General features: G+C 67.6%; 14 protein-coding genes. 8 read left to right on the forward strand and 6 right to left on the reverse strand.

Features of this window, described 5'->3' with window-relative positions:
* Positions 1-124: 124 nt before the first annotated feature.
* Both fliM and Q7P21_RS14920 read right to left on the reverse strand, forming a co-directional pair.
* Positions 125-1,192, reverse strand: coding sequence for a flagellar motor switch protein FliM (gene fliM / locus Q7P21_RS14915; RefSeq protein ID WP_304168509.1), 1,068 nt, complete (start codon positions 1,190-1,192; stop codon positions 125-127).
* 27 nt (positions 1,193-1,219) lie between these two features.
* A complete protein-coding gene (locus Q7P21_RS14920) occupies positions 1,220-1,816 on the reverse strand; it encodes a flagellar basal body-associated FliL family protein (protein ID WP_304168512.1) in 597 nt (198 codons plus the stop codon).
* A 223-nt stretch (positions 1,817-2,039) separates the two neighbouring features.
* On the opposite strand from Q7P21_RS14920, the gene flgF reads away from it, so the two are divergent.
* From flgF to Q7P21_RS14950, 6 genes are all read left to right on the forward strand, one after another.
* Positions 2,040-2,777, forward strand: coding sequence for a flagellar basal-body rod protein FlgF (gene flgF / locus Q7P21_RS14925; RefSeq protein WP_304168514.1), 738 nt, complete (start codon positions 2,040-2,042; stop codon positions 2,775-2,777).
* Positions 2,778-2,790: 13 nt separating this feature from the next.
* Complete coding sequence (gene flgG / locus Q7P21_RS14930) at positions 2,791-3,579, forward strand: flagellar basal-body rod protein FlgG (RefSeq protein ID WP_304168516.1); 789 nt, start codon at positions 2,791-2,793, stop codon at positions 3,577-3,579.
* Positions 3,580-3,583: 4 nt separating this feature from the next.
* Positions 3,584-4,354 (forward strand): flagellar basal body P-ring formation chaperone FlgA, encoded by a 771-nt coding sequence (flgA, locus tag Q7P21_RS14935; protein ID WP_304168521.1) that lies wholly within the window; start codon positions 3,584-3,586, stop codon positions 4,352-4,354.
* A gap of 13 nt (positions 4,355-4,367) precedes the next feature.
* Positions 4,368-5,105 carry a flagellar basal body L-ring protein FlgH gene (gene flgH, locus Q7P21_RS14940; RefSeq protein ID WP_304168517.1) on the forward strand — a complete coding sequence of 246 codons (738 nt, stop codon included), beginning with the start codon at positions 4,368-4,370 and terminating at the stop codon, positions 5,103-5,105.
* A gap of 97 nt (positions 5,106-5,202) precedes the next feature.
* Positions 5,203-5,706 (forward strand): hypothetical protein, encoded by a 504-nt coding sequence (locus Q7P21_RS14945; RefSeq protein ID WP_304177689.1) that lies wholly within the window; start codon positions 5,203-5,205, stop codon positions 5,704-5,706.
* Positions 5,707-5,897: 191 nt separating this feature from the next.
* Complete coding sequence (locus Q7P21_RS14950; RefSeq protein ID WP_304169818.1) at positions 5,898-6,962, forward strand: sensor histidine kinase; 1,065 nt, start codon at positions 5,898-5,900, stop codon at positions 6,960-6,962.
* A 53-nt stretch (positions 6,963-7,015) separates the two neighbouring features.
* Here the strand turns inward: Q7P21_RS14950 and dxs are convergent, their stop codons facing one another.
* From dxs to Q7P21_RS14970, 4 genes are all read right to left on the reverse strand, one after another.
* Positions 7,016-8,932, reverse strand: a complete 1,917-nt coding sequence (dxs, locus tag Q7P21_RS14955) for a 1-deoxy-D-xylulose-5-phosphate synthase (protein WP_304169848.1) — start codon at positions 8,930-8,932, stop codon at positions 7,016-7,018.
* A 27-nt stretch (positions 8,933-8,959) separates the two neighbouring features.
* Entirely contained in the window at positions 8,960-9,841 is an 882-nt protein-coding gene (locus Q7P21_RS14960) for a polyprenyl synthetase family protein (RefSeq protein ID WP_304169820.1), read from the reverse strand.
* Positions 9,841-10,086 carry an exodeoxyribonuclease VII small subunit gene (locus tag Q7P21_RS14965; protein WP_304169822.1) on the reverse strand — a complete coding sequence of 82 codons (246 nt, stop codon included), beginning with the start codon at positions 10,084-10,086 and terminating at the stop codon, positions 9,841-9,843. The genes Q7P21_RS14960 and Q7P21_RS14965 overlap by 1 nt, the downstream gene beginning before the upstream one ends.
* 129 nt (positions 10,087-10,215) lie before the next feature.
* Complete coding sequence (locus Q7P21_RS14970; protein ID WP_304177691.1) at positions 10,216-11,142, reverse strand: histone deacetylase family protein; 927 nt, start codon at positions 11,140-11,142, stop codon at positions 10,216-10,218.
* Positions 11,143-11,180: 38 nt separating this feature from the next.
* Here Q7P21_RS14970 and Q7P21_RS14975 point away from each other — a divergent pair, with 38 nt between their 5' ends.
* On the forward strand, positions 11,181-11,705 hold the full coding sequence (locus Q7P21_RS14975) for a GNAT family N-acetyltransferase (protein WP_304177692.1): 525 nt from the start codon (positions 11,181-11,183) through the stop codon (positions 11,703-11,705).
* Between the two features lie 170 nt (positions 11,706-11,875).
* Complete coding sequence (locus Q7P21_RS14980) at positions 11,876-12,376, forward strand: recombinase family protein (RefSeq protein WP_304169828.1); 501 nt, start codon at positions 11,876-11,878, stop codon at positions 12,374-12,376.
* Positions 12,377-12,411: the final 35 nt, after the last annotated feature.

A 12,411-nucleotide genomic window follows, 5' to 3' on the forward strand; every position in this document is an offset into this window, starting at 1 on the left:
GCCCGGGCGAAGCCCTCATGGCTGTCGCGCAGGGCCTTGAGCCGGCCGTTCAGACGGAAGCCGACGCCGAGCGCGGCGAGCAGCAGGGCTGCGAGGAGCAGGTTCAGGCCGAGGGCGGCGATGCTCATTTGGTCCTCTGCACGGCTTGCCGGGCCTTGGGCGACAAAGGCGCCTCGACCCGGATGGCGATGTGGTGATTGCGGCGGCCCATGCGGCCATAGGTGAGGGGGATCGAGCCGGCGCGCAGCTCGATCAAGCTGTCAGGGGTGGCGTTCAGCATCACCGTCTGGCCGACCTGGAGGTTCAGGACCTCCTTCAGGCTGATCTGCTGCTCGTCCAGCACCGCGCGGACGTCCATCTGGGTGGTCCAGAGCTCGGTGGCCAAGTGGCCTTCCCAGATATTGTCGCGGCCGAACTTCTCACCCATGAACTGCTGCAGCAGCATCTTACGGATGGGTTCGAGGGTGGCGTAGGGCAGCAGCAGCTCGATGCGGCCGCCCCGGTCCTCCATGTCGATCCGCAGCTTCACCAGGATGGCGGCGTTGGCCGGCCGGGCGATGGCGGCGAAGCGCGGATTGGTCTCCAGCCGGTCGAGGGTGAAGGTCACCGGGGTCAGGGGCTCGAAGGCCAGGCGGGCGTCGGCCAGCACCACCTCGACCATCCGCTGCACCAGCACGCGTTCGATGGTGGTGTAGGGCCGGCCCTCGATGCGCATGGCCGCTGTGCCGCGACGGCCGCCGAGCAGCACGTCGACGATGGAATAGATCAGGTTGGAATCGACGGTCAGCAGACCGTAGTTCTCCAGCTCCTCGGCCTTGAACACCGACAGGATGGCCGGCAGCGGGATCGAGTTCAGATAGTCGCCGAACCGGATGGAGGAGATGTTGTCGAGGCTGACCTCGACGTTGTCGGAGGTGAAGTTGCGCAGGGAGGTCGTCATGTACCGCACGAGGCGGTCGAAGACGATTTCCAGCATCGGCAGGCGTTCGTAGGACACCAGGGCCGAATTGATGATCGCCCGGATGCCGGAGCGCTCGGCGGCCTCCTCGTCGGAGAGATCGAAGCCCAGCAGGCTGTCGATCTCGTCCTGATTGAGGATCCGCTCGGAGCCGATGACGCTCTCGGCCGACTGGTCCAGGTCCCAGCCGCCCTCCTCGCCACCACCGCCGCCATTTTCGAATTCGTCTGCCATGCTGTCAGGTGATCAGGGGCGAGCGCCCTAGTTGATCAACATCTCCTCGATGAGCACGGCGTTGGCCTTCGAGGGCGCGATCACCAGATTGACCCGGCGCTGGATCTCCATGCGCAGCTGGTAGGAGCCCTGCGAGCCTTGCAGGTCCTCGGGGCGCAGCTCACGCAGGAAGGATTGGAACATGTCCTGCAGCCTGGGCATGTTCGGGGTGAGCGCATCGACCGCGTCCTGATCGGGCATTTCCAGGGTGAGCTTGAGCTTCAGGAAGGTCGGGCGGCCATCGGCGGTCTGCATATTGACCACCACGTCCGGCAGCGTGACGAACAGCACGCCGTTGGGGCCCTCGGCCACCTTCGGCGCGTCCTTGTCTTCCTTGCCTTTCTCGCCCTTTTTCTCGTCCTTTTTCTTCTTGTCGTGCTCGCCGGCCTTCTTGTCGCCGGCCGCCTCGGGCTTGGGCTTCATCATCAGGAACACGGCGGTTCCACCGCCGCCCAGCACCAGGACAGCCACCACCGCAGCGATGATGATGATCATCATCGGGGGTTTCTTCTTGGCCGGCGCTTCGCCGTCCTCGCCCTCACCGGCCTCGCCGGCGGGCGCTTCCTTGGCCTTGTCCTTGGACACGCGCGCGGTTCCTTAGAATCTTATCGCCTCCTCATGCGACGCGTTTCGTTAAGGATCAGTTTTTAACCCCTGTTAACGGGGCCAAACGGACGCCCGGCAAAATCCGCCGACGGGTCGCCGTTAACTTTATTGTCTGTTGTTTTTGCTGGTCTTTCAGACTGGCCCAAGGCTTGCAGGGCTGAGACCGACGAAAGTGTCGCATCAACCAAGCCGTAAACGTCTTATGGACAACACCCTTTATGTCGGCCTGTCGCGCCAGATGACCCTCCGCAGGGAGCTGGACATCGTGGCCAACAACATCGCCAACGCCAATACGACGGGGTTCAAGGTCGAGAGCCTGATGGTCGGCGAGCAGCCGATGGCCCCGGCCACCACCTTTGGCGCCCCCGCCCCGGTCAAGTTCGTGCTGGATCGCGGCGTCGCCCGCGACTTCGGCCAGGGCGGCCTGAGCCGCACCGACTCGCCCTTCGATCTGGGGCTGGAAGGCCAGGGCTTCTTCAAAGTCTCGACGCCCCAGGGCGAACGCTACACCCGCGACGGCCACTTCCGGATGGACGACCTGGGCAAGCTGACCACCCAGGACGGCAAGCCCGTGCTGGACGAGGGCGGCGGCGAGATCACCATCGACCCGGAAAAAGGCGCCGTGCTGGTCGCCCGCGACGGCACGGTCAGCCAGGGTTCCGACCGTATCGGCAAGGTGGGCGTGGTGCGCTTCGACAGCCTGTCCGTCCTCGAGAAGACCGGGGACAACCTCTACAAGAACACCTCGAACCTGCAGCCCGCCACCGCCTCCGACACCCTGGTCCGCCAGGGCATGCTGGAAGGCTCCAACGTGAACACCATCGCCGAAATGACCCACATGCTCGAGGTCACCCGGGCCTACGAGTCGATGGCCAAGATGATGGACAACAGCGCCGACCTCTCCAGCCGCTCGATTACGCGGCTGGGTCGGGTGCAATAGGGAAATCTAAGAGATGCAAGCACTTCGCACCGCCGCGACCGGCATGGCTGCCCAGCAGCTCAATGTCGAGGTCATCTCCAACAACATCGCCAACATGAACACCGTCGGCTTCAAGCGCCAGCGGGCCGAGTTCCAGGATCTGCTCTACCAGACCATGGAACGGGCCGGCGCCCAGTCCTCCGACCAGGGCACGGTGGTGCCGACCGGCATCCAGATCGGGGCGGGCGTGAAGACCGGTTCGGTCTATCGGATCACCGAGCAGGGCGCGATGACCGCGACCGGCAACGACCTGGACATGGCGATCGACGGACGCGGCTATTTCCAGGTGCTGATGCCCAGCGGCGACATCGCCTTCAGCCGGGCCGGCAACCTGTCGGTCAATGGCGACGGCCAGCTGGTGACCAATGAGGGCTATCAGATCCAGCCGGCGATCACGATCCCGTCGGACGCCACCAAGGTCTCGATCTCCAAGACCGGCCAGGTGGAGGTCTCCCAGCCCGGCTCCACCACGCCCTCGGTGATCGGCAATCTGGAACTGGCCAATTTCATCAACCAGGCCGGCCTGGAAGCCATCGGCAGCAACCTGTTCCTGCAGAGCGGCTCGTCGGGCGCGCCCACCACCGGAGCCCCCGGCTCGGCCGGATTCGGCACGGTGCTGCAGGGCTATACCGAGGCCTCCAACGTCGACGCGGTGACCGAGATCACCGCCCTGATCACCGCCCAGCGGGCCTATGAAATGAACTCCAAGGTGATCACCTCGTCCGACCAGATGCTGGCCACCGCCAACCAGCTGAAGGGCTAGGATGATGCGCGCCCTGATCCTGGGCCTGAGCCTGGCGCTCACAGCCCTGCCGGCGCTGGCCGGCCAGACCGTGACCCTGAAGACCGACGCCTGGAGCGCCGACGCCGTCGTCACCCTGGGCGACATCTTCGAAGGCGCCGGGGCGGCCTCCAAGGTGGCCGTGGCCCAGCGGACCGGCAGCCTCGTCGTGCTGGACGCCGGCGCCGTGCAGGGCTTGGCCCGCCGGGCCGGCCTGGACTGGGCCAATAGCGACGGCCTGCGCCGCATCGTGGTCAAGGGCGGCGACACGGGCCTCGCCGCGTCCGGGCAAGCCTCGTCCAGCCAAGCCCAGACCGGCTCCGGCCAAGGCAATGTCGAGATCCTGACCTATGCCCGCAGCCTGTCGACCGGCGACATCCTGCAGCCTGAGGACCTGGTCTGGGGCAAGGTCGCCGCCGCACCGTCCGACAGCCCCCGCGACGCCGATGCGGTGATCGGCCAGGCGGCGCGCCGCCCCCTGCGCCAGGGCGCCGCCGTCTCGCAGCGCGACGTCTCCGCCCCCCAGGTGATCCGCACCGGCGACACCGTGACCGTCACCTATCTGGGCGGTGGCATCAGCCTGGCCATGGAGGGCAAGGCGCTCGGCGCCGCCGCCATCGGCGACACCCTGATGGTCCTGAACCCCAGTTCCAAGAAGACCTTGCAGGCCACCGCCTCAGGTCCCGGCCAGGCCGTGATCGGCCCCCAGGCCGACCTTATGCGCACCCCCGGCCGTTCCCAGATCGCGCTCCGCTAGAGGATTCCTGCTCATGCGCCTCCGCCTCCCCCTGATCCTCGCCCTCGGCCTCCTGCCGCTTGCCGCCTGCTCCACCGTCCAGGAGGCCATGAAAGGCCCCGATCTGGCGCCGGTGGGCTATCCCGCCGCCCTCGCCCCCATGCAGCAGGTGGTGATCGATGCGCAGAACAACCCGCCGCCGGCCTCGGCCAATTCGCTTTGGCGCGCCGGGGGCCGGGCCTTCTTCATGGACCAGCGGGCCCGCAAGATCGGCGACATCCTCACCGTGCTGATCGAGATCGACGACTCGGCCAAGACCCAGAACACCTCGACCAGCCAGCGCACCTCCGGCATGACCGCCGCCGTGCCGCATCTTCTGGGCCTGGAGGGCAAGATCGGCCGCTTCCTGCCGCCGCATAACAATTTCGACCCGACCAATGCGCTGGAGACCAAGACCGGCTCCAACAACACCGGCACCGGCTCGGTGAACCGGGCGGAGAAGATCTCGCTGACCATCGCCGCGGTGGTCTCCGCCGTGCTGCCCAACGGCAATCTGGTGATCCAGGGCACCCAGGAGGTGCGCACCAACGCCGAGCTGCGCCAGCTGACCGTGGCCGGGATCGTGCGGCCGGAGGACATTTCCTCGACCAACACCATCAAGAACAGTCAGATCGCCGAGGCGCGGATCAGCTATGGCGGCCGTGGCGACATCAGCCGCGTGCAGAAGGTCCCGGGCATGCAGTCCGTGGTCGAGCGGTTCCAGCCGTTCTGAGGACGGAGGTGGGCAGAAGTTGCCGACCATCTCTCCAATGCGGTGAACGGGGTTTGATCGCCTAGGAACCGCCATGCGCCGATGCTAGCCTCTGCGCATGAGGACGCTCGCCTTCGCCCTGTTGGCCATCGCCGCCCCCGCTGGGGCGATGGCCGCCCAACCGCCCGCGACCTGGTACGCCGAGGCGCCCAAGGACGCGCCGACCACGCTCAGCTACATCGATCCGGCCACGGGCAAGATGACCCTGCGCCTGACCTGCGCGCGCGGATCAGGCCAGGTGACCAGCGAATACGCCCTGAACGGCCGCCAGGCCGACCACCAGGAGGCCGGCGTCTGGGTCGATGGGTCCGGGGTGCGCGCGCCGTGGCCGGCGACCGTGGTGTTCAGCTCCATGGGGCTGAGCGCCAATCTGCGCGGCTTGATGCAGGCCGACGCCGCCACCGGCGCCTCGGTGGCCACCGGCGAGATCTCCACGCGGTCGCCGTTGATGGAAGCCTTCGCCCGGAGCGGCCAGATCAGCCTGGCCGCCAAGGGCGAGACCATCGCCCCGCCGCCGGCGCCAATGAGCCTGGTGCGGCGGTTCCTGGGGCCTTGCCGCTAGGGCCGACGTTCGGGCGTGGCCGCCTCTAAGCTCTTAAGTTATTTGATTTTACTCAAGTCAGCCTGCGGCTCGCGTGCTAAACTTAGATTTACATCGGTCATCAAGCTCGACCTTAAGATGTTTCCACGCTTCGTCGACCGTCCGGGGATGGCTTTCGCATCGCGAGCCTCTGGAATTCACGAGACCGCCCCGTGCCATCGTCCGCGCCGATCTCCCCCGACGCCGCCCTAAGTCTCGCCCTGGCGGTGGTGGGATCCTCGACGGCGCCCTTGCTGCTGCTGGATGGCGACCTGACCGTGCTCGCGGCCAGCGGCTCCTTTTGCCAGGCCTTCCACATTCCGCCGATCGAGGCCGTCGGCCAGCCGGTGCTGAACCTGGGCGACGGGGAATGGAACGTGCCGCAACTGGGCTCTCTGCTGCGCGCCGCCGCCTCGGACCATGCCGAGGTCCCGGCCTATGAAATGGATTTGAAGGCCAAGGGTCAGAGGCCGCGCCGGCTGGTGCTGAGCGCCCGCAAGCTGAACTATGGGGTCGACCAGGCGGTGCGACTGATGCTCACCGTCATTGATGTCACCGACGCCCGGCTCGCCGAAAAGATCAAGGACGACCTGGTCCAGGAAAAAGCCATCCTGTTGCAGGAGCTGCAGCACCGGGTGGCCAACAGCCTACAGATCATCGCCAGCATCATCCTGCAGACCGCCCGCAAGGCTCAGCAGGACGAGACACGCGCCTATCTGGAAGACGCGCACAATCGGGTGATGTCGATCGCCACCTTGCAGCAGCAGCTGGCGGCCTCACGGGTGGGAGATGTGGAGCTGCGCGGCTACTTCACCCAGCTGTGCGACAGCATCGGCGCCTCGATGATCCGCGACCACAACCAGCTGACCCTGAGCGTCGAGGCCGACGCCAGCACCACCAGCGCCGACGCCTCGGTCAGCCTGGGGCTGATCGTCACCGAGCTGGTGATCAACGCCCTGAAACACGCCTTTCCCGGCGGACGGCAAGGCATGATCCTGGTCAGCTACTACTCCGCCGGACCCAACTGGAGCCTGTCGGTGCGCGACGATGGGGTCGGCATGCCTAAGGCCCCGGATAGCGCCAAGCCCGGCTTGGGCACCAATATCATCCAGGCCCTGGCCAGCCAGCTGGAAGCCGAGATCAAGGTGTCGGACGCCGAGCCCGGGACCTTGGTCTCCATCCGCCACAAGGCGGTGCAATCCGTAACGGAACCTAAGGCCGAGGCGTCCCCGGTCTGAGCGGCGGCGCGTCGTCGAGGCGAAGAACAATCGGTCCGAGTGATCTCTCGGGCCTAGGCCCGGCGGCCTGCGGCCGAGGCGTTGTCCACGCCCAGCGCCGCCAGGGCCGTGCGGACGATGCCGTCGGCGTCGAGGCCGGCCTGGGCGTACATGGCTTCCGGCTTGTCCTGGTCCTGGAAGATGTCGGGCAGGGTGAGCGTGCGGACCTTGAGGCCGCGATCCAGACCGCCATGCTCGGCCAAGGCCTGGAGCACGAAGGCGCCGAAGCCGCCCATGGCGCCCTCCTCCACCGTGATCAGGGCCTCATGCTCGCGGGCCAGGCGCAGGATCAGGTCGATGTCGAGCGGCTTGGCGAAGCGAGCGTCGGCGACGGTGGCCGACAGCCCCCGGGCGGCGAGCGCATCGGCGGCCTTGAGGCTTTCGCCCAGGCGCGTGCCGAAGGACAGGATGGCGACGGCCGTGCCCTCGCGGACGATGCGGCCCTTGCCGATCTCCAGCGGGTCGGCGAAGTCGGGAATGATCACGCCGGTGCCCTCGCCGCGCGGATAGCGGAAGGCCGAGGGGCGGTCGTCCAGCGCCGTGGCGGTGGCGATCATGTGGGCCAGTTCCGCCTCGTCGGCGGCGGCCATCAGCACCATGCCGGGCAGGGCGCCCATGAAGCCGACATCGAAGGAGCCGGCGTGGGTCGCCCCGTCGGCGCCGACCAGGCCGGCGCGGTCCATGGCGAAGCGCACAGGCAGCTTCTGGATCGCCACGTCGTGGACAACCTGGTCATAACCGCGCTGCAGGAAGGTCGAATAGATGGCGCAGAACGGCTTCATCCCGTCGGCGGCCAGGCCGGCGGCGAAGGTCACGGCGTGCTGCTCGGCGATGCCGACGTCGAACATCCGCTCGGGGAAGCGCTTGGCGAACAGGTCGAGACCGGTGCCGCTATCCATGGCGGCGGTGACGGCGACGATCCGCTCGTCACGTTCGGCCTGCTTGATCAGCTCCTGGGCGAAGACCTTGGTATAGGTGGGCGCGGCGGCCTGGGCCTTGGCCTGCTGGCCGGTGACCACGTCGAACTTGACCACGGCATGCAGCTTGTCCGCGGCGGCCTCGGCCGGGCCATAGCCCTTGCCCTTTTGGGTCACCACATGCACAAGCACCGGCTTGTCTTTGATTTCCCTAGCGTTCTTGAGAATCGGAACCAAGGCGTCCAGATTGTGGCCGTCGATCGGGCCGATATAGTAGAAGCCCAGTTCCTCGAAGAAGGTGCCGCCGGTGACCATGCCCCGGGCATATTCCTCGGCCTTGCGGGCGGCTTCCCGCATCGGCTTGGGCAGCACCTTGACCATCGACTTGCCGAGGTGGCGCAGGGACTGATAGCCGCCGCCGGACACCAGCCGGGCCATGTAGGCGCTCATGCCGCCGACCGGCGGGGCGATCGACATGTCGTTGTCGTTGAGGATGACGGTCAGCTGGCCCGTGGTCTCGCAGGCGTTGTTCATCGCCTCATAGGCCATGCCGGCGCTCATCGAGCCGTCACCGATCACCGCGACAACGCGGTTGTCCTTGCCGTGGGCGTCGCGGGCCGCGCAGAAGCCGAGCGCCGCCGAGATCGAGGTGGCCGCGTGGGCCGCGCCGAAGGGATCGTACGCGCTCTCCGAACGCTTGGTGAAGCCGGAGAGCCCGCCCGCCTGGCGTAGCGTCCGGATGCGATCGCGGCGGCCGGTGAGGATCTTGTGCGGATAGGCCTGGTGGCCGACGTCCCAGATCAGGATGTCGTCGGGGGTCTGATAGACATGGTGCAGGGCGACGGTCAGCTCGACCACGCCCAGGCCCGCGCCGAGGTGGCCACCGGTCTGGGAGACCGCGTCGATGGTCTCGGCCCGCAGTTCATCGGCGAGTTGTCGCAACTCCGCCGAGGTGAAGCCGCGCATGTCCGCAGGTTTCGAGACGGTGTCGAGCAGAGGGGTCACAGGCGGCATGTCGTCGGGCGCGTTGTTCACTTGAAATCAGCTTCGGCGATCTAGCACGAAATCGACGCTCGACCTCAAAATTTCGGCGCGAGGACCGAAGGCGTCGAGATGGGCTTTCGTCTGTTCAATGAGCAAGTTCAACCGCTCACGGGCGCCGCCGGCCCCCAGCAGGGTGACGTAGTTGGCCTTGCCCTTGGCGGCGTCCTTGCCGGCCTTCTTGCCGAGCACGGTCGGGTCGCCCTCGACGTCCAACAGGTCGTCGACGATCTGATAGGCGAGGCCCAGATCCTGGGCGAAGGCCATCAGGGCATGGCGCTCGGCCTCAACGGCGTGGGCCATGATCAGCGGCAGTTCGAAGGCGCAGGCGATCAGGGCGCCGGTCTTCAGCCGTTGCATGCGGGCCACGGCGCCCAGGTCGTCGCGCACGCCCAGCAGGTCGATCATCTGGCCGCCGCACATGCCGCGCGCGCCACTGGCCTGGGCCAGCTTCAGCACCATGTCGGAGCGGACATGGGCGTCCTTGTGGGTGTCGGGATGGGCGAGGATCTCGAAGGCGGCGGTCTGCAGGGCGTCGCCGGCCAGAATGGCGGTGGCCTCGTCATAGGCCTTGTGCACGGTGGGCCGGCCGCGGCGGGTGTCGTCGTCATCCATGGCCGGCAGGTCGTCATGCACCAGGCTGTAGGCATGGACGCATTCGAGCGCGCAGGCGGCGCGCAGCACCGGCCGGTCATCGAGGTCGAACATCCGCCCGGTCTCAAGCGCAAAGAACGGGCGCAGCCGCTTGCCGGGCCCGAGCGCCGCATAGCGCATGGCCTCTGTCAGCCGCGATTCGGGGCCGTCGGCGCGGGGCAGCAGCTCGTCCAGCGCCACCGTGACCAGATCGGCCGCCTCCGCCACCCGCTGGGCGAGGTCGGTCATCAGTTGAACTCGGCCGGTTCGGCGGTCGCGACGCCGCCGGCCCCCATGACGATCTTCTCGACCCGCAGGCGGGCGGCCTCGAGCCGCTTCTCGCAGTGGGCTTTGAGGAGGGCGCCGCGCTCATAGAGGGCGATCGACTGCTCCAGGGGCGCCTGGCCCGACTCCAGCTGGCCGACGATGCGCTCCAGCTCGGCCAGGGCCTGCTCGAACGAGAGCCCTTCGATGTCGTCGGCGGCGTCGGCCATTGGCTGTCCCTAACTAAAGCCCGCCAAACTAGTCAGGCGCGCCCAGCCCCGCAACGGGCCATGGTCATCACGTCACCGGGATCGGGTCCGACTTGGTTGCTCCCCCAAAAAGGGGAGCGACTTGGGGGATCAGGCCTCGACCAAGGCCCGGACGTGGGCCAGGGCCGATTGGCCGAGCGCCTCCAGGCCGTAGCCGCCCTCCAGGGAGGAAACGATGCGGCCACCAGAGTGACGGCGCGCGACCTCGGCTATGGCCCGGGTCGCCCAGGCGAAATCGGCGGCCTCCAGGTTCTGGGACGCATCGCCGACCGGATCATTGGCGTGGGCGTCGAAGCCGGCCGAGATCAGGATCAGGTCCGGTCGGAAGGCGTCCACATGGCTCATCAGGCTCTCGAAGGCGTGGCGCCAGACTTCGCGCGGGGCGTTGGGCGGGGCGACGGCGTTGATGATATTGTCCGGCGTGGTCTCCGACGGATGGCCGGTGCCCGGCCACATGGGCCACTGCTGGACCGAGGCGAAGAACAGCCCCTCGACCCCGCCGACCGACGCCTGGGTGCCATTGCCATGGTGGACGTCGAAGTCGACCACCGCGACCCGGGCCAGACCAGCCGCCTGGGCGGCGCGGGCGGCCAGCGCCACATTGGAGAAGATGCAGAAGCCCATGGGCAGGTGCGGCTCGGCGTGATGGCCAGGCGGGCGCACCGCGCAGAAGGCCCGCGTCCCCTGCCCCGCCGCCACGTCGCGCACCGCCTGGACCACCGAGCCGGCCGCGCGCCGGGCCGCCGTGAGGCTCCCCGGCGACATGAAGGTGTCATCGTCCAGCATCAACAGGCCCTGGTCGGGCGCGGCGTCGAAGATCGCCTCGACATAGGCCGGCAGATGCACCCGGTGCAGGTCGTCGCGGGAGATCAGCGGGGCGTCGCGCGCCTCCAGCTTGAGGTCCGAGGCGTCGCTCAGCGCATCGAGCACGGCCTTCAGCCGCTCGGGGCGTTCCACATGTCGGGCGCCGGGACGGTGGTCGAGCATGTCCGCATGGGTGTAGAGCGCGACCGTCATCCGAATCTCTCCCTGAAACGCGAGACGCTGCGAACACTATGTCAGAGCTGATCATCCGTCGCGCCGGCCCTGAAGACGCCGAAGCCCTCTGCGAGATCGGCGCGCGGACCTTCACCGAGACCTTCGCCCACCTCTATCCGCCCAAGGACCTGGCCACCTTCCTGGCCGCCTCCTACAGCCTTGAGAAGGCCCGCGCCGATCTCGCCAACCCGGACAAGGCCGCCTGGCTGGTCGAGACCGCCGACGGGACCATCGTCGGCCACGCCCTGGCCGGCCCCTGCAAGCTGCCCCATCCCGAGGTGACGCCCAGCTGCGGCGAGCTCGACCGGTTCTATCTGTTGAAGTCGCACCAGAACGGCGGGACCGGCGGGCGGCTGTGGCGGGTGATCATGGAGTGGCTGGAGGCGCCCGGTCCGCGCGACCTGTGGATCGGGGTCTGGTCGGAAAATCACGGGGCCCAGCGGTTCTATGCCCGTTTTGGGTTCGAGAAAGTCGGGGAATACGGATTCGAGGTCGGCGACACGGTCGATCGGGAATTCATCCTGCGACGCCCCCGCGCATAGGTTTTCTAACAAACCCATCAGTCCGGCTGATAGTTTTGCAGGCGCCGGGGGCTTTTGTGTCGAATAACGGAGAAATATTGCCGGGATTTAATACGACACGCTTTGACCTGGGCCCTCGCTTTTGCGATCTAGCGGGCAATCATCGCGGCAGCTGACAGGCGACGGGTGGGATGTTGAAGATCGGTTATGTCCGGCTGCGCGACCAGCGCTCGACGGACGACACAGCGACGTTGAAACGGATCGGGTGTCACGTGGTCCGGGCTGAAGAGCCCGACGGCCTGAACGCTGACGAGTCCGAGGTGCTGAACTCCATCCTCGACTTCATCGGGGAGGGAGACCAGCTGGTGGTCACCCGGCTGGAGCAGCTGGGCGGCTCGACCCGCGCGGCCCTGGAGGCCATTGAACGCCTCGAGGAACGCGGCGCGAGCCTCTATGTCGCCGAGCAGGAAATCTCCAGCCAGGGCCTCGGCGGCCGCGCCCTGCGCGCCGCCCTCCACGCCGTACTGGCCGTCGAGCCCGCTTGGGCCGCCCGCAAACGCCGCGGCCCCCCGGCCGCCGACGAGATCCGCGCCCTGCAAGCCGCCGGCGTCGGCCCCGTGGAGATCGCGCGCCGGCTGGGCGTCAGCCGGATGACGGTGTGGCGCAAGCTGAAGGGCGGGGTCGAGGCTTAAGGGGGACCCGAACGGGGTTCACAGCAGGCCGCCCC

The organism is Phenylobacterium aquaticum (assembly GCF_947378715.1).
Lineage (GTDB): Bacteria > Pseudomonadota > Alphaproteobacteria > Caulobacterales > Caulobacteraceae > Phenylobacterium > Phenylobacterium aquaticum_A.

Excerpts from the sequence above, each read along its gene's own strand:
- Q7P21_RS14965 (WP_304169822.1), bottom strand. The coding sequence starts at position 10,086 with ATGGCCGACGCCGCCGACGACATCGAAGGGCTCTCGTTCGAGCAGGCC.
- Q7P21_RS14945 (WP_304177689.1), top strand. The coding sequence starts at position 5,203 with ATGAGGACGCTCGCCTTCGCCCTGTTGGCCATCGCCGCCCCCGCTGGG.
- fliM (WP_304168509.1), bottom strand. The coding sequence starts at position 1,192 with ATGGCAGACGAATTCGAAAATGGCGGCGGTGGTGGCGAGGAGGGCGGC.
- Q7P21_RS14970 (WP_304177691.1), bottom strand. The coding sequence starts at position 11,142 with ATGACGGTCGCGCTCTACACCCATGCGGACATGCTCGACCACCGTCCC.
- dxs (WP_304169848.1), bottom strand. The coding sequence starts at position 8,932 with ATGCCGCCTGTGACCCCTCTGCTCGACACCGTCTCGAAACCTGCGGAC.
- flgH (WP_304168517.1), top strand. The coding sequence starts at position 4,368 with ATGCGCCTCCGCCTCCCCCTGATCCTCGCCCTCGGCCTCCTGCCGCTT.
- Q7P21_RS14975 (WP_304177692.1), top strand. The coding sequence starts at position 11,181 with ATGTCAGAGCTGATCATCCGTCGCGCCGGCCCTGAAGACGCCGAAGCC.
- Q7P21_RS14980 (WP_304169828.1), top strand. The coding sequence starts at position 11,876 with ATGTTGAAGATCGGTTATGTCCGGCTGCGCGACCAGCGCTCGACGGAC.
- Q7P21_RS14960 (WP_304169820.1), bottom strand. The coding sequence starts at position 9,841 with ATGACCGACCTCGCCCAGCGGGTGGCGGAGGCGGCCGATCTGGTCACG.
- flgA (WP_304168521.1), top strand. The coding sequence starts at position 3,584 with ATGCGCGCCCTGATCCTGGGCCTGAGCCTGGCGCTCACAGCCCTGCCG.
- flgF (WP_304168514.1), top strand. The coding sequence starts at position 2,040 with ATGGACAACACCCTTTATGTCGGCCTGTCGCGCCAGATGACCCTCCGC.
- flgG (WP_304168516.1), top strand. The coding sequence starts at position 2,791 with ATGCAAGCACTTCGCACCGCCGCGACCGGCATGGCTGCCCAGCAGCTC.